At 62.0% G+C, this 15154-nt stretch carries 12 protein-coding genes; all 12 read left to right on the forward strand.

Going from position 1 to position 15154, the window contains the following annotated elements:
- Position 1 precedes the first annotated feature (1 nt).
- A complete protein-coding gene (locus NF685_RS06455; RefSeq protein ID WP_252849021.1) occupies positions 2-1471 on the forward strand; it encodes a UDP-N-acetylmuramoyl-L-alanyl-D-glutamate--2,6-diaminopimelate ligase in 1470 nt (489 codons plus the stop codon).
- Positions 1468-2877 (forward strand): UDP-N-acetylmuramoyl-tripeptide--D-alanyl-D-alanine ligase, encoded by a 1410-nt coding sequence (locus NF685_RS06460; RefSeq protein WP_252849022.1) that lies wholly within the window; start codon positions 1468-1470, stop codon positions 2875-2877. The genes NF685_RS06455 and NF685_RS06460 overlap by 4 nt, the downstream gene beginning before the upstream one ends.
- Entirely contained in the window at positions 2877-3968 is a 1092-nt protein-coding gene (gene mraY / locus NF685_RS06465) for a phospho-N-acetylmuramoyl-pentapeptide-transferase (protein WP_222547083.1), read from the forward strand. The genes NF685_RS06460 and mraY overlap by 1 nt, the downstream gene beginning before the upstream one ends.
- Before the next feature lies 1 nt (position 3969).
- The gene (gene murD / locus NF685_RS06470; protein ID WP_252849023.1) at positions 3970-5334 is read left to right on the forward strand and encodes a UDP-N-acetylmuramoyl-L-alanine--D-glutamate ligase; all 1365 of its coding nucleotides are present in this window, start codon (positions 3970-3972) and stop codon (positions 5332-5334) included.
- A 27-nt stretch (positions 5335-5361) separates the two neighbouring features.
- A complete protein-coding gene (locus NF685_RS06475; protein ID WP_222547081.1) occupies positions 5362-6555 on the forward strand; it encodes an FtsW/RodA/SpoVE family cell cycle protein in 1194 nt (397 codons plus the stop codon).
- On the forward strand, positions 6552-7667 hold the full coding sequence (gene murG / locus NF685_RS06480) for an undecaprenyldiphospho-muramoylpentapeptide beta-N-acetylglucosaminyltransferase (protein ID WP_252849024.1): 1116 nt from the start codon (positions 6552-6554) through the stop codon (positions 7665-7667). The genes NF685_RS06475 and murG overlap by 4 nt, the downstream gene beginning before the upstream one ends.
- Before the next feature lie 51 nt (positions 7668-7718).
- Positions 7719-9137: a UDP-N-acetylmuramate--L-alanine ligase gene (gene murC / locus NF685_RS06485; protein WP_252849025.1), complete on the forward strand. Its 1419-nt coding sequence runs from the start codon at positions 7719-7721 to the stop codon at positions 9135-9137.
- Positions 9134-10057, forward strand: coding sequence for a UDP-N-acetylmuramate dehydrogenase (gene murB / locus NF685_RS06490; protein WP_252849026.1), 924 nt, complete (start codon positions 9134-9136; stop codon positions 10055-10057). The genes murC and murB overlap by 4 nt, the downstream gene beginning before the upstream one ends.
- Positions 10054-10992: a D-alanine--D-alanine ligase gene (locus NF685_RS06495; protein WP_222547077.1), complete on the forward strand. Its 939-nt coding sequence runs from the start codon at positions 10054-10056 to the stop codon at positions 10990-10992. Before murB ends, NF685_RS06495 begins: the two co-directional genes overlap by 4 nt.
- Positions 10989-12032 (forward strand): cell division protein FtsQ/DivIB, encoded by a 1044-nt coding sequence (locus NF685_RS06500; protein ID WP_252849027.1) that lies wholly within the window; start codon positions 10989-10991, stop codon positions 12030-12032. The genes NF685_RS06495 and NF685_RS06500 overlap by 4 nt, the downstream gene beginning before the upstream one ends.
- Entirely contained in the window at positions 12029-13429 is a 1401-nt protein-coding gene (gene ftsA, locus NF685_RS06505) for a cell division protein FtsA (RefSeq protein WP_252849028.1), read from the forward strand. The genes NF685_RS06500 and ftsA overlap by 4 nt, the downstream gene beginning before the upstream one ends.
- An 85-nt stretch (positions 13430-13514) precedes the next feature.
- Positions 13515-14999, forward strand: a complete 1485-nt coding sequence (gene ftsZ / locus NF685_RS06510; RefSeq protein WP_252849029.1) for a cell division protein FtsZ — start codon at positions 13515-13517, stop codon at positions 14997-14999.
- The last annotated feature ends 155 nt before the right edge of the window (positions 15000-15154 follow it).

The raw sequence follows: 15154 nt of genomic DNA on the forward strand, positions 1-15154 counted from the left end.
CATGCGCCTTTCCGACCTTCTGAAGCGGGCCGGCCTCCCGGTTCCGCCTCTCTCCGCTGATCCGCAGATCGATGGAATTACCGCCGATAGTCGTCAGGTCGTGCCCGGCACGCTCTTCGCAGCTCTGCCGGGTGTCGCTCTGGACGGCACAAAATTCATTCCTCAGGCCTTGAGTCAGGGCGCTTCAGCCCTGCTCGTCGCGGAAAATGCAGGCGCGATCGAGAGCGGTGCAGTCCCATGCATTCGCTCATCGGCGCCACGCCATACGCTGGCTGTTCTGGCCCGTCATCTTGCCGGGCCGCAGCCCGCGCATATTGCGGCCATTACAGGCACCAATGGAAAAAGCAGCACAGCAGATTTCCTGCGTCAGCTCTGGTCGCTCTCGGGCAATCCCTCCGCGAGCATCGGCACGCTGGGGTTGATCAGCGATATTCCGGTCGAGGCCCCGCCCCCGCTGACCACGCCGGACGCGGTTTCTCTCGTGCAAAGCCTTGCGCGCCTCAAGGCCGCAGGAATCGATCATGTCGCCCTCGAAGCCTCGTCTCACGGGCTCGATCAGCATCGGCTCGATGGCGTGACATTCTGTGCGGGCGGCTTCAGCAATCTGACGCGCGATCATCTCGACTATCACGGCACGATGGAGGCCTATCGCACGGCCAAGCTCCGTCTTTTCACCGATCTCCTCCCCCCGGGGGCTATCGCCGCCTATAACGCCGACATGGATCGGGACACCGTCTCGGCGCTCATGGATATCGGCAGGTCACGCCAGCTGCGCCTGCGCAGCGTCGGCGAACGGGGCGAGACCCTGCGGCTGTTGCGTGCAACACCGCTGCCTCACGGTCAGATCGTCTCTCTGTCGTTGTTCGGCGAAACCCAGCCTGAATTCACCCTGGGACTGACAGGGCGTTTTCAGATCGATAACGTCCTGCTGGCCGCTGCCATGGCCTGGGATCAGGACGACGCGGCACGGCATGTCCTGAACCATCTTCCTCATCTTCAGGGCGTACGCGGGCGCGCCGAGCTGGCCGTGACACTCGATAACGGCGCAGGCATCTATGTCGATTACGCCCATACGCCGGATGCGCTCGAACATCTGCTGCACAGCCTGCGCCCTCATGCGCAGAACCGCCTGATCGTCGTTTTCGGCGCAGGCGGAGACCGCGACCGAGGCAAGCGCCCCCTTATGGGAGCGGTCGCTGCGCAGCTTGCCGATCTGGCTATCGTGACAGATGACAACCCGCGCAGCGAAGACCCGTCAACCATACGGGCTGCCATATGCGAGGCCTGCCCCGATGCGCTGGAAATCGGCGACAGGCGCGCCGCCATTGCCACCGCCCTTTCCGAGGCCAAGCCGGGTGACGTCGTGGTTGTGGCTGGCAAGGGCCATGAGAGTGGTCAGACCATTGCCGGTGTCACGACACCTTTCGACGACCGAGAGGTCATACGCGAACTTGCAGGAGTGCCCTCGTGACAGGACGCGATAACCAGACACCGCTCTGGACCAGTGAGGCACTGCGTGCGGCGACAGGGGGCACCCTTGAGGCCGACGTTGCAGTCACCGGTATCTCGATCGATACACGCAGTCTGGAGAAAGGCGATCTGTTCATCGCGCTCGTCGGGGAGACAAGCGACGGTCATGCCCATATTGCCACTGCGTTCGACAAGGGCGCAGCCTGTGTGATGGTTCACGACACCCCCGGCGATAGCGGTCCCGCTCCTCATCCCCCCCATCGTCATGACCCCCGCCTTTTGCATGTGCGCGATACGATGGAAGGGCTACGCGCACTGGGCCTTGGCGCGCGTGCGCGCTTTACCGGAAAAATGCTTGCGGTCACGGGCTCGGTTGGCAAAACCACCACCAAGAACATGCTGCAATGCGCCCTCTCGGCGCTGGGGCCCACCCATGCCGCCGTGGCATCGTATAATAATCACTGGGGCGTGCCTCTCACCTTGGCGCGAATGCCATGTGGCGCGGCTTTCTGCGTTGCCGAGATCGGCATGAACCATCGCGGCGAAATCGCCCCTCTTGCCGCCATGGTAAGGCCCGATGTGGCGCTCATCACGACGATAGGCAGTTCTCATCTGGGCTATATGGGCAGTGTCGAAGCGATTGCCGAAGAAAAATCCGATCTGATTGCGGCTCTGCCTTCCTCGGGCATCGCAATCGTGCCTGACAACACCGGCATGGATCGCATTCTCGATGCGGCTGCAGCCAGATCGGGCTGCAAGCTCATGCGCGTGGGCCAGTCCGATCACGCTACCTTCCGGCTCGGCACGATCGAGACGGGCCCCGATGGCTCGTCCTTCACGATCGACGATATCGCCGTCAGACTCAGTGCACCGGGCGGCCATCTCGTCCATAATGCGGCACTCGCTCTGGCCGCTCTGCGTGCCATGGGTCTGCCGCTCGACAAACCCGTCGAGGCGCTGGCGCAATGGCGCCCCGGTGCAGGTCGCGGGCAGATCCAGCCTATACTGAACGGTCAGGCTGCCCTTCTGGACGAGAGCTATAATGCCTCGGTACTGTCGATCCGGGCCGCGCTGGCAACGCTTTCCCTGGTTCCCGGCACGAGGCATATCGCCGTGCTCGGCGATATCCGCGAGCTGGGCGAATTTGCCGAAAGCGAGCATCTCTCGCTAGTGCCCGATGTAACAGCCCATGCCGATCTGGTTTTTTGCTGCTGTGCGCATATGCGCCATGTTTTTGACGCGCTTGCCGAAGAAAAGCGTGGCGTCTGGCAGCCAGACGCGGCATCTCTCGCCCCCTTCGTCCAATCCATTCTGAAAGCCGGTGACGTGGTTCTCGTAAAAGGCAGTCTTGGCAGTCGCATGCGCGATATTGTCGCCCCTCTTCTTGCCGGGGGCGTGCAGGCCTGATGCTGTATAATCTCATCGCCATTCATGACACGACCCATGGCGGATTTTTCAATCTCTTCCATTATCTGACGTTCCGCTCCGGCGGTGCCTGTCTGACCGCTTTCGTCATCTCGCTGGCGTTCGGGCGTCCCTTCATCGCGCAGCTCAAGCGCATCCAGCGTGAAGGGCAACCCATACGCACGCTCGGCCCCGAGCGGCATATTCTCGAAAAGGCCGGTACACCCACAATGGGCGGCATGCTCATTCTGATCGCGCTTTTCGTCTCGACCCTGCTCTGGGCCGATCTGACCAACGGCTTCGTCTGGGCCGTGATGTTCGTCACCGCGGCATTCGGCGCTGTGGGCTTTGCCGATGACTATCTCAAGCTCTCCAGACGCAATACGGCAGGCGTTTCCAAGCGGACACGTCTGGGCTGCGAATTCGCTGCCTCGCTGATTGCCGGGTACTGGATGCAAAGCCTGATGCCGCCGGAGCTGCGGAACATGGTGGCGTTTCCTTTCGTCAAGGACTACCTCCTGCCGCTCGGTTTCGCCTTTCCGCTTTTTGCCATGGTCACCATTACGGGCTTCGGGAATGCCGTGAATTTCACCGACGGTCTGGATGGGCTTGCCATCGTGCCCGTGGTCATTGCCTCGCTCGTCTTTGCCCTGATCGCCTATCTGGTCGGCAACCGTGTATTTGCGGATTACCTCCAGCTTCATCTGGTGCCTGGAACAGGAGAGCTGGCCGTTTTCTGCGCGGCGCTCATCGGCGCGGGGCTGGGCTTCCTCTGGTTCAATGCAACGCCTGCCGATGTGTTCATGGGCGATACGGGATCGCTCTCGCTCGGCGGCGCACTCGGTGCGGTTGCTGTTGCGGTCAAGCATGAACTGGTGCTGTGCATTGTGGGCGGTCTGTTCGTGGTCGAAACGCTTTCGGTGGTCATTCAGGTCTTCTGGTACAAGCGCACCAAGCGGCGCGTTTTCCTGATGGCCCCGCTGCATCACCATTTCGAAAAAAAGGGATGGCAGGAGCCCAAAATCGTCATCCGCTTCTGGATCGTTTCTATCCTCCTCGGCCTTGCCGGTCTCGCGACGCTGAAGCTGCGCTGACATGACGAACGGCGCCTTTCCGAGCGATCTTTTTTCCGGATCGCGCTTTGCTGTCGTCGGTCTGGGCCGCAACGGCCGTGCCGTGGTGACGGCGCTGCTCTCGATGGGGGCAGAGGTGCAGGCGTGGGACGACAATGCCCCGCCGGGCCCGGACGACTTTGCCGGCTGTGCTGGCACAAGCCGGTTTGTGGCCGCGCCGCTGGAAGATCTGACAGGTTTCGAGGCGCTGATTCTCTCTCCCGGCATTCCCCACCACCTCCCCACGCCCCACCCTGTTGCGGTGCATGCGCGTGCAGCCGGTGTACCGATCCTTTCCGATGCGGAAATCCTTTATCGCGCTGTACGCAAAGCTGGCTCACACGCCCGTTTTGCGTCGATTACCGGCACGAACGGCAAATCCACTACCACCGCCCTGCTCGCTCACATGATCGAAGGGGCAGGCCTGCCGGTTGCGGCGGGCGGCAATCTGGGCACAGCCTCGCTTGCCCTGCCGCTCCTGCCCGATGAAGGCGTGTATGTAATCGAGATGTCGTCCTACATGCTGGAACGTCTGGACCGGTATCACGCCTCGACCGCCTGTCTGCTCAACCTGACGCCCGATCACCTCGACCGTCACGGCGATATGGCAGGCTATGCGTCAGCCAAGCGTCATGTGTTCGACAACATGACTCCGCAAGATCTGGCCGTTATCGGTGTCGATGATGCCTATTGCCGCAAGGAAGCGCATGAGCTGATCGGGCGCGGCCTGCGCGTTGCGGAAATTTCCGTACAGGATGCGAGCGCTGTGACAGGTGTGGCTGCGGGTAACAATGCTACAACCCTGCCGGGCGCGCATAATCTGCAGAACATGCTGGTCGCCCAGGCCATGGCCCGTCATCTGGGACTGGATGACGATGCCATTGCACGAGGGATCAGGACCTATCCGGGCTTGCCTCACCGTCAGGCTCTGGCGGGTGTGATCGACGACATACGCTTCATCAACGACAGCAAGGCCACGAATGCCGAAGCCGCGGAAAAAGCGCTTCTGTGTTATGACAGGGTGATCTGGATTGCTGGCGGCATGGCCAAATCCGGCGGGATCGAAGCGCTTGCGCCCCTTTTCGGACGCATCGCCAAAGCATTTCTGATCGGACGCGATGCGCCGCTTCTGGAACAGACCCTGCTGGCCCACGGTGTGGCCACACAGAACAGCGTCACGCTCGAAGCCGCGACGCAGGCGGCGCTTGAGGCAGCACGGGCAATGGATGTGAAAACCGTTCTGCTTTCCCCTGCCTGTGCAAGTTTCGACCAGTTTGCAAGTTTTGAGGCGCGAGGTGCGTCTTTTGTCGATATCCTGACTCGTCTCAGCGATTCAGAAACGCCCTGATCCGTAGGGCCGAGGGGTTAGGGAAACATGGCAGGGCTCTCACGTGTCGATACGTCCAGAATAGGGCGCTGGTGGCGCAATATCGATCGCGTGACGCTTTGCTGCGTCGGGGTTCTGATTGCATTCGGCTATATTCTCATGCTTGCGGCCAGTCCTGCCGTGGCTGTGCGTATCGGTGCCTCGCGCGAGATGTTCATTCTCAAACAGGTCATCTTCCTGCTTCTTGCGGGGGGCGTCGTGCTCGGCGTATCGAGCCTGTCACGCCCGGCTGTTGTCCGCCTTGCCCTGATCGGTGGCGTAATCGCACTTGGGGCCACATTCATGACGCTTGTTCATGGTGTGGAGATCAAGGGAGCACGGCGCTGGATTGCCCTGCCCATGATGTCGGTCCAGCCTTCGGAATTCCTCAAGCCGTTTTTCGCCGTGGTGACGGGCTGGCTGCTTGCCGAGCAGAGACGGCGGGTCATTTTCGGCTCCGTGCGTTTTCCAGGCATGCTGATCGCCTTCGGCTGTTTCGGGCTGATCCTGCTTCTGCTGAAATCGCAGCCGGATATCGGCATGCTTTCGGTCATCACCATGGTGTTTTTCATCCAGCTTTTCGTGAACGGTCTGCCGATCGTTTTCGTCGGAGCAGGTGTGGGTGCCATGATCGCGGCATTCGCAGGCGCCTACGTGGCCTTTCCTCATGTGCGCTCGCGCGTCGAGCGCTTCCTGCATCCGAATGTGGGTGATCATTATCAGATCGACACCGCCCTGCGCGCCTTCGGCAATGGCGGGATGATGGGGCGCGGTCCGGGCGAAGGGCGCGTGAAAGACCTTCTTCCCGACGCCCATGCCGATTTCGTCTTCGCCGTTGCGGGCGAGGAATACGGCCTGTTCATCTGCCTGTTCATCATCCTGATCTTTGCGGTGATCGTCATACGCACGCTGCTCAAGCTGATGCGCGAGAGCGATCCGTTCGTGATCACTGCGGCATCGGGGCTGGTTGCGGGTTTCGGGCTTCAGGCGTTCATCAACATGGGCTCGACCCTGCATCTGATCCCTACAAAGGGCATGACGCTGCCCCTTATTTCCTATGGCGGTTCGTCCGCTCTCTCCATCGCCCTGACACTCGGCATGGTTCTGGCCCTGACACGCCATCAGGTCTCTGCCAGCCCGATCAGCTCCAGCTTTGCAGGACAGGGCCACTGGACATCGCTGCGTGAAGGACAGAATTCATGAAAAGCCCCATCGTCATTGCCGCCGGTGGTACGGGCGGCCATTTCTTTCCTGCCGAGGCTCTGGCGACAGAACTCGCAGCGCGCGGTCATGATCTGGTGCTCATGACGGACAAGCGTGCAGGCAAGAGAACAAGCGGCATTTTCAGGGACAGGCTGCAATATGTGCTCGATGGCACAGGTGTTGCCGGCAAAGGCATCGGCGCAAAACTGCGCGGCATGATTTCCCTGCTGCGCGGCGCCTGGGAGGCGCGCACCCTGCATAATGAGATCGCGCCAGTCGCGGTGATCGGGTTTGGCGGTTATCCCTCCGTTCCCCCTATTCTCGGCAGTCGTTTCCTCCCGGCTGCAAAGCGTCCCCTTGTCATTCTGCATGAGGGCAATGCCGTTCTGGGTCAGGCCAATGCCATGCTGGCGCGCTTTGCCAGTGCCATCGCAACCTCTTATCCTACGGTAGCGCGTCTTCCGCTCGGCCTGCCCACAGCCCTGACCGGCATGCCCGTCCGCCCTGAAATAGAAGCCCTGCTGAACGAACCCTACACCCCGCCGGGAGAAGCCATTCAGCTCCTGATCTGGGGCGGCTCGCTCGGGGCCCGTTTTTTTTCCACCGCCATACCCGAGGCGCTTGCCCTGTTGCCTCCAGGCTTCCGGGCGCGACTGCGCATCACACAGCAGGTCCATGAAAAGGACATCCCGGAAGTGCGCGCAGCCTACGAGGCTGCCGGGATCGCCTGTACGCTCTCACCCTTTTTTGCCGATGTGGCCTCGCTGCTCAGGGAGGCCCATCTTGTCATCGGGCGGGCGGGCGGTTCGTCCGTGGCCGAACTGACCATTGCAGGGCGCCCCTCCATTCTTGTGCCGCTGCCAATTGCGGCCTCGGATGAACAGGGCGCCAACGCAAACCAGCTGGTCGACGCCGGGGGCGCCTGGATGTTCCGGCAAAAAGACATCACGACCGAGAGCCTTTCCGCCTTCATCGGCACGCTTCTCAACGATCCGGACCGTCTGGCAAAGGCGGCGGAGGCGGCCAGAGGCTTCGCTCATCCGCATAGCGCCCGCCTGCTGGCCGACCTTGTCGAAGCCCGTATTTCGGATTACCGGTCGCCTGTTTCCTGATCCGTATCTCACGCACTTCTGTTTTTTACCGTTACTCTGAAAGCCCGGTTCATGCGCGCACTTCCCCTCTCCATCGGAACCATCCATTTCGTCGGCATTGGCGGGATTGGCATGTCCGGCATTGCCGAGGTGCTGCATATGCTCGGCTACAAGGTTCAGGGGTCGGATATCAGCGAAAACGCCAATGTGCTGCGCCTGCGCAAGCTGGGTATCACAGTCGCCATCGGCCATGACGAGGCCAATCTTGGCGCAGCGCAGGTGGTAGTCACCTCAACAGCCGTCAGGAAGGACAACCCCGAGGTTGTGGCCGCCCGCTCAAGGCTGATCCCTGTCGTGCGCCGCGCCGAAATGCTGGCCGAGCTCATGCGCCTGCGCTGGGCCGTGGCCATTGGCGGCACGCATGGCAAGACCACCACAACGAGCCTCGTGGCCTGTGTTCTGGAACAGGCCAAATTGGACCCGACCGTAATCAATGGCGGAATTATCGAGGCCTATGGCACCAATACGCGCATGGGCTCGGGCGACTGGATGGTGGTCGAGGCGGATGAGAGCGACGGCTCTTTCCTGCGTCTGCCTGCCGTGATTGCCGTCGTCACCAATATGGACCCCGAGCATCTGGACCACTGGGGCACGGCAGAGGCCATGCAGGCGGCTTACGACCAGTTCGTGTCCAATATTCCATTCTACGGTTTTGCTGTGCTGTGCATCGATCATCCTGCCGTGCAGCAGATGATTCCCCGCCTGTCCGATCATCGCATCGTGACCTATGGCTTCAGCCCCCAGGCCGATATACGCGCCGACAAGCTCATTACCGATCGTCTGGGTGCGACCTTCGAGGTGGTGATTACCAGCCGCACGCAAAAAACCACCCGTCGTGCCGGGCCGTTCCGCCTGCCCATGCTGGGCCAGCATAACGTGCTCAACGCCCTGGCCGCCATCGCCGTGGCAAGCGAGATGGACATCAATGACGAGACCATCCGCCTGGCGCTGGCCGGTTTCCGTGGCGTCAAACGCCGCTTCACACGTTGCGGCGATTTCAACGGCATTACGGTGATCGACGATTACGGCCATCATCCTGTCGAGATCGCAGCCGTATTGCGCGCTGCCCGTCAGGCCGGTGCTCGCGATGTCATCGCCGTGGTTCAGCCCCATCGCTATTCGCGTCTGGAAGCACTGTTCAGTGATTTCTGCACCTGCATGAACGATGCGGGCACAGTGATCGTGACCGATGTCTACGCCGCAGGTGAAGCCCCGATCGAAGGCGTAAGCCGCGATTCGCTGATCGAGGGTCTACGCGCAAGTGGGCATCGTTCCGTCGTGCCGCTCCCGGGACCGGAGCATCTGGCAGAGATGATCAATGCCATCGCCAAGCCAGGCGATTTCGTTGTCTGTCTCGGCGCCGGCACGATCACCAACTGGGCGCATGCCCTGCCCGGTCAGCTCGCAGCCCTGAACGGCAAGACATTATGAGCTCTGCACTGCACCAGCTTGCGCCGCGTGGCAGACTGAGTTTCGACGCCCCACTTGGCCCGCGTGCGTGGTTTCGCACCGGAGGCAATGCGGAAGCGCTGTTCGTGCCCAAAGACGCGCAGGATCTGGCCGAGACTCTTGCGGCCCTGCCGGAAGGCACGCCCGTCACCATGCTCGGGGCCTGCTCGAACGTCATCATAAGGGATGACGGTATCGATGGACTGGTTGTGCGTCTGGCGGGTGGCTTTGCCGATATTACCGTCGAGCCGGATGGGCTGATTGCAGGTGCAGCGGCGCTCGACATGATCGTTGCCGAGCAGGCTGCCGCTGCCGGGCTGGCCGGGCTCGAATTTCTTGCCGGCATTCCCGGCTCCATCGGGGGGGCCGTGGTGATGAATGCCGGCGCCTATGGCTCCGACATCAAGGCCGTGCTCGACTGGGCCGAAATCCTGCTGCCGGGGGGCACGACCGCGCGCCTCGCCAACAGCGATCTTGCTTTCAGCTATCGTCACGCCAGCCTGCCACCGGGCGCGATCGTTCTGCGCGCGCGCCTTCGTGCTCAACCCGGCAACGCCGATGCGATCCGCGCGCACATCACCGAAATCAAGGCCGCGCGTGAGGCCTCGCAACCCGTCAAGGCACGCACAGGCGGGTCGACCTTCCGCAATCCGGACGGGCACAAGGCATGGCAACTGATCGATGAAGCCGGCTGCCGTGGCCTGACGAAGGGCGGGGCTCAGGTGAGCGAGAAGCACTGCAATTTTCTGCTCAATCTCGGCACGGCGACCAGCAGCGATCTCGAAGCACTCGGCGATGAAGTGCGCGATCGTGTCCTTGCCCATAGCGGCGTTGCGCTGCACTGGGAAATCAAGCGTATCGGAAAACGACCCGGCAACCGACCTGTAGGGGAACACTCATGAGCCTGAAAATTGCCGTTCTGCAGGGCGGGATTTCGAGCGAACGTCCGGTCAGCCTGCGCAGTGGTGCAGGCGTGGCACAGGCCCTGATCGAAGCCGGACATGACGTGGTCAGCGTCGATGCAGGTGCCGATCTGGTGGAGACGATTCAGGCACTGCGCAAGGCAGCACCCGATGTCGTGTTCAACGCCCTGCACGGACCGCTGGGCGAGGATGGCGCCATTCAGGGCGTGCTTGAGTGGCTCGGTCTGCCCTATACCCATTCCTCCATACGTGCCTCATCCCTCGCCATGGACAAGGAGGCATCACGCCGGGTGTTTGCCGCCGCAGGGCTGCCCGTCGCCGAAGGCCGCGTGGTCACGATGGAAGAACTCGCCGCTGGCGATCCCCTTCCGACCCCCTATGTGGTCAAGCCGATAGCCGAGGGCTCGTCATTCGGTGTGGAAATCGTGCGTAGCGGCAGCAACAGACGACAGTCCATTGCCGCCAGCTGGGCTTATGGCAACGAGGCACTTGTCGAGGAATATATTCCCGGTCGCGAGCTGACCGTTGCCGTGCTCGGCGATCGTGCGCTCACGGTGACCGACATCGTTGCCGCTTCCCCCACCGGCGATTTCTACGATTTCGACGCCAAATATGCGCCGGGTGGCTCGGTTCATCATGTGCCTGCACAGGTGCCCGAGGCGATTTTCGAGCAGGCTCTGCGCTGCGCCGAAGCCGCGCATCGTGCGCTCGGCTGCTCCGGGGCATCGCGTTCCGACTTTCGCTATGACGAGGAAACAGGGCGATTGATCCTGCTGGAGGTCAACACCCAACCCGGCATGACGGCCACGTCGCTTTTGCCCGAGCAGGCGGCCTATTGCGGGATCAGCTATCCCGAACTCTGCGACTGGCTCGTGCGCGACGCACTGGCCCAGCGCGGTCGACGCGCTGCATGAAAAACAGGCGACCGGACACTTCCTATCGCGGCCCTGTGCAGCAGGACAGACCGGCCAGACTGGTCCTGTTCATGCGGCGGCACAAGCGCGGCGTGCGTGTGCTTCTGGTTTTCCTGTTTCTGCTCGTTCTGGCCGTGATCGCGGCATCGGCCCTGCGTCTGTCGGCATCAGAAGCGCGGTTTGCGCCTTATCGCGCAAAACTCGTCCATTATCTCCCTTTCCAGATCAAGACGATTCAGGTTCAGGGCCGTGTCCTGACGCCGGAAGACGACCTGATGAAGGCGCTCGGCACGACGACGGGACAACCCATTTTCGGCTTTTCGGTTGCGGCGGCACGCGACCGCATTGATGCCCTGCCCTTTGTCGATCATGCCACTGTCGAGCGCCATATGCCCGATACTGTGGTCGTCAAGATTACCGAACGCAGCCCAATCGCCGTCTGGCAGGATCATGGACAATTCATCCTGATCAACCGCGCGGGCGAGCGCGTTCCCGATCAGGGTCTTGAAGGCAAAAACGGTCAGGCTTTCATCCGCCTGCCTCTGGTTGTGGGAGAAGGGGCCAATATGGCGGCCTCCTCGCTTGTTGATGCCTTTACCGCCAATCCGACCGTGAAGGAATTCGTCGTGGCTGCCGTGCGTGTGGGCCAGAGACGCTGGAACCTGACCTTGCGTGACGGAGCGACGGTGCTTCTCCCCGAGGGACAGGAACAGGCCGCGCTGACGCGGCTTGCGCAATATCAGGCGCAGTTCCGCCTGCTGGAACGTCCTGTGGTCTCGATCGACATGCGTCTTCCCGATCGTATGGTTATCCACCAGCCGCCTGCGCCCGATGGAACAGGCCAGCCGGGTGCGCAGACCGACGGGAAACCGGGCGACACCGCGCATGACGGCAGCACTGCCGACACAACCGGTGCCACTCCGGCACCGGGCCCGAAAGACGCGCATAATCCCGCCCACAGACAAGCCCGTAATCCTGCACCGAAGACTGGCGGCCCCCGCCCTGCCCCCGCCTCAGATGGAGCATCGACAGAAGAATGAACGATCTCGTGGTTACAGATCCGGAAACACCGCGCAAGAAGCGCAGGCGCACCGTACGCAGCCGTGCCCTGCTGCCGGTGAGTACTGGCCAGAGACATCACGAGCGTTCGGAAGAACACATCCTGTCCCTGCCGCCCGCTGACGAACCGGCCGTTCCGCGCAACTGGCGCGTCGGCGTTTTCGGCGTTCTCGATATCGGCTCGACCAAAATGACCTGCCTGATCGGGCGTGGCGAAGCCGACGGCACATTACGCGTGCTCGGTTATGGCTGGCGCCGGTCGCGCGGCATCCGTAACGGCAACATCGTCGACCTCAAGGAAGCCGAACAGGCCATACGCGCGACGGTCGGTCAGGCCGAAGATGCTGCAGACAGACGTCTGGACAATATCGCGGTCAATCTCTCCTGCGGTCATCCGGAGAGCCGGCTGTTCAATGCGCGTATGCCCATCGGCGGACAGGGCGTCACGGAAAGCGACATGGTGCGCGTCGTGGCAGAAGGTCAGGCCCGCGCCTATACCGAAGGGCGCACGGTCATTCACACCCTGCCGATCGGCTATGCCGTGGACGATACCTACGGGATCGTCGACCCTCGCGGTCAGGTATGCGAGCAGCTGACCGCCCGCCTGCATGTCGTCGATGCTGCAACGACGGCCGTACGCACACTGGACTCGGTTCTGATGCGTTCGGAACTGAAAATGACCGGGCTGGTTTCCGCCTCTCTTGCTTCAGGTCTTTCCGTTCTCGACGCCGATGAGCGCGAACTCGGCGCCACGGTGGTCGATATGGGCGGCGGCACCACGTCCATCGCCGTTTTCGGTGACGGCATGCTGCGCCATACGGCTTTTCTGCCGGTGGGCGGGCTGCATGTAACGCGCGATCTGGCCGGTATGCTCTCCACTTCGTTGGATGAGGCGGAGCGGCTGAAAACAAAATACGGCGCTGCAGAGCTTTCTGCCGAAGACAGCAGCGAGCTGATCACGCTCCAGAAAATCGGCGAAGCCCCCGGCACACTGACGACAGTGTCGCGTGCAAGACTGGTCTCGGCCATCCGGCCGCGTATCGAGGAAACGCTCGAACTCGTGCGAGACCGTCTTGACGATGCCGGTTTCAGCAGGACAGGCCGCGAACGCGTGGTCCTGACCGGCGGTGCCTCGCTGCTCGATGGTGTCGGCCCCATGGCAGCCCGTATTCTGGACCGCCCGGTGCGTCTGGGCCGACCGCTCGGCATTGTGGGTCTGCCTGAAATCGGCGCAAACTCGGCGGGCTTCTCGACGGCGTCGGGTCTGCTTGCCTGGGTAGCCGGCGCCGATCGCAGTTTTCACGACGCCGATGCCCCCGAACCACGCCCGAATGGCATGTTAAAGCGCCTCGTTCATTTCATTAGGGGTCGCACCTGAGGAAAAACTAACCTATTAAGGTTACGCTCTTCAGTCATAACTCCTAGATTCCAGGGACTGATTTCAGCCCTATCCGGATTACGCCATGACGCTAAATCTTACTGCCCCGCAATATAATTATTCCGATTTCTCTCCACGCATTACCGTTATAGGCGTGGGTGGAGGCGGCATGAATGCCGTCAACAACATGATCGAGATGCAGTTGCAGGGCGTCGAGTTCGTCGTGGCCAATACCGATGCCCAGGCACTGGCCGGCTCGCGTGCCGAACGTCGTGTCCAGCTGGGCCCGCATCTCACCCAGGGACTGGGCGCAGGCGCAAAACCCGAGATCGGCAAGGCAGCCGCTGAAGAGGCCGCAGACGAAATCAGCCGTCATATCGATGGCGCCCATATGGTGTTCGTCACCGCGGGCATGGGCGGCGGCACCGGCACGGGTGCGGCGCCTGTCATCGCCAAGATGGCGCGCGACCGCAAGATCCTGACCGTGGGCGTTGTCAGCACGCCTTTCGGGTTCGAGGGTGCGCGTCGCAAGAAGGTTGCCGAGGCCGGAATCGCCGAGCTTCAGCAATATGTCGATACGCTCATCGTCATTCCGAACCAGAATCTCTTTCGCATGGCCACCATGCACACCACCCTGCGCGAAGCCTTCAAGATGGCTGACGAAGTGCTGTATATGGGCGTGCGCGGCGTAACCGACCTCATGCTTGCGCCGGGTCTGATCAATCTCGACTTTGCCGATATCCGTACGGTGATGGCCGAGATGGGCAAAGCCATGATGGGCACCGGTGAGGCAGAGGGCGAGGATCGCGCGCTTGAAGCTGCCAACCGTGCCATCTCCAACCCGCTCCTCGACGATTCGTCCATGTCCGGCGCACGTGGCCTGCTGATCAACATCACAGGTGGCGACGACCTGACCCTGTACGAAGTCGATCAGGCCGCAGAGCGCATCCGTCAGGAAGTGGCAGACGACGCGACAATCATCTGGGGTTCGGCAATCGATTCGACACTGAACGGGCGTATTCGCGTCTCTGTCGTGGCCACAGGCATCGATGGCAGCCGTGCGCCCGACCCCGAGGCCGCTGAAGCCCCTGCCGAACCCGCTCAGGAGGCGCCTGTCGCGCCAGAGGGAGCAGAACTCAATCAGGGCAACACCGCTCAGCCCTTCCAGCCTGCCTCCACCTACGCCTCGGTGCCGCGTCAGCAGCCCCAGTACACAACGGATTCGCAGGGACAGGCCGCTGCAGCGCCTTCGCCCCATTCCGTACCGCCTCAGGCTGCGAAACACACGCCGCAGGCTGCACCGTCACCGCGTTCCGGTCTTTTCTCGGATCAGGGCCAGCGCCCTGCCCCCGAGCCGCAATCGCAGCCGCGCAGCCTGTTCGGCATCGTGACGGGCGCACTTCGCGGTCGCCCGGCACAGACGCATGCTGCCCCTCAGGAAGAGGCTCCGCGCAACGAACCCACCGTGGTCGAGCGTGCAGAACCGTCGCGTCCGGTGTCGAGCCACGACAGCGGTGACGAGAACGGTCTGGATATCCCCGCCTTCCTGAGACGCGACCAGGGGCGCTGAAGCCTTGACAGGACCTCAGCTTGAAACCAAAATTACATTTGGTTTCAGGCACTTACGCCGTAATGAATGGCAATAAACATTGACTGGTCTGCCCTGCCTCTAAGCGGCTAGAGCTTTCTTCGGATCCGGAATTTTGTGACCGGCTATCGGGGAGA

Source organism: Asaia lannensis NBRC 102526 (assembly GCF_024054035.1).
GTDB lineage: Bacteria > Pseudomonadota > Alphaproteobacteria > Acetobacterales > Acetobacteraceae > Asaia > Asaia lannensis.

What these genes read in the sequence shown, in the direction of transcription:
- murG (WP_252849024.1), top strand. Translation starts at nt 6,552, where the DNA reads ATGAAAAGCCCCATCGTCATTGCCGCCGGTGGTACGGGCGGCCATTTC.
- murB (WP_252849026.1), top strand. Translation starts at nt 9,134, where the DNA reads ATGAGCTCTGCACTGCACCAGCTTGCGCCGCGTGGCAGACTGAGTTTC.
- ftsA (WP_252849028.1), top strand. Translation starts at nt 12,029, where the DNA reads ATGAACGATCTCGTGGTTACAGATCCGGAAACACCGCGCAAGAAGCGC.
- murD (WP_252849023.1), top strand. Translation starts at nt 3,970, where the DNA reads ATGACGAACGGCGCCTTTCCGAGCGATCTTTTTTCCGGATCGCGCTTT.
- ftsZ (WP_252849029.1), top strand. Translation starts at nt 13,515, where the DNA reads ATGACGCTAAATCTTACTGCCCCGCAATATAATTATTCCGATTTCTCT.
- murC (WP_252849025.1), top strand. Translation starts at nt 7,719, where the DNA reads ATGCGCGCACTTCCCCTCTCCATCGGAACCATCCATTTCGTCGGCATT.
- NF685_RS06455 (WP_252849021.1), top strand. Translation starts at nt 2, where the DNA reads ATGCGCCTTTCCGACCTTCTGAAGCGGGCCGGCCTCCCGGTTCCGCCT.
- NF685_RS06500 (WP_252849027.1), top strand. Translation starts at nt 10,989, where the DNA reads ATGAAAAACAGGCGACCGGACACTTCCTATCGCGGCCCTGTGCAGCAG.
- NF685_RS06495 (WP_222547077.1), top strand. Translation starts at nt 10,054, where the DNA reads ATGAGCCTGAAAATTGCCGTTCTGCAGGGCGGGATTTCGAGCGAACGT.
- mraY (WP_222547083.1), top strand. Translation starts at nt 2,877, where the DNA reads ATGCTGTATAATCTCATCGCCATTCATGACACGACCCATGGCGGATTT.
- NF685_RS06475 (WP_222547081.1), top strand. Translation starts at nt 5,362, where the DNA reads ATGGCAGGGCTCTCACGTGTCGATACGTCCAGAATAGGGCGCTGGTGG.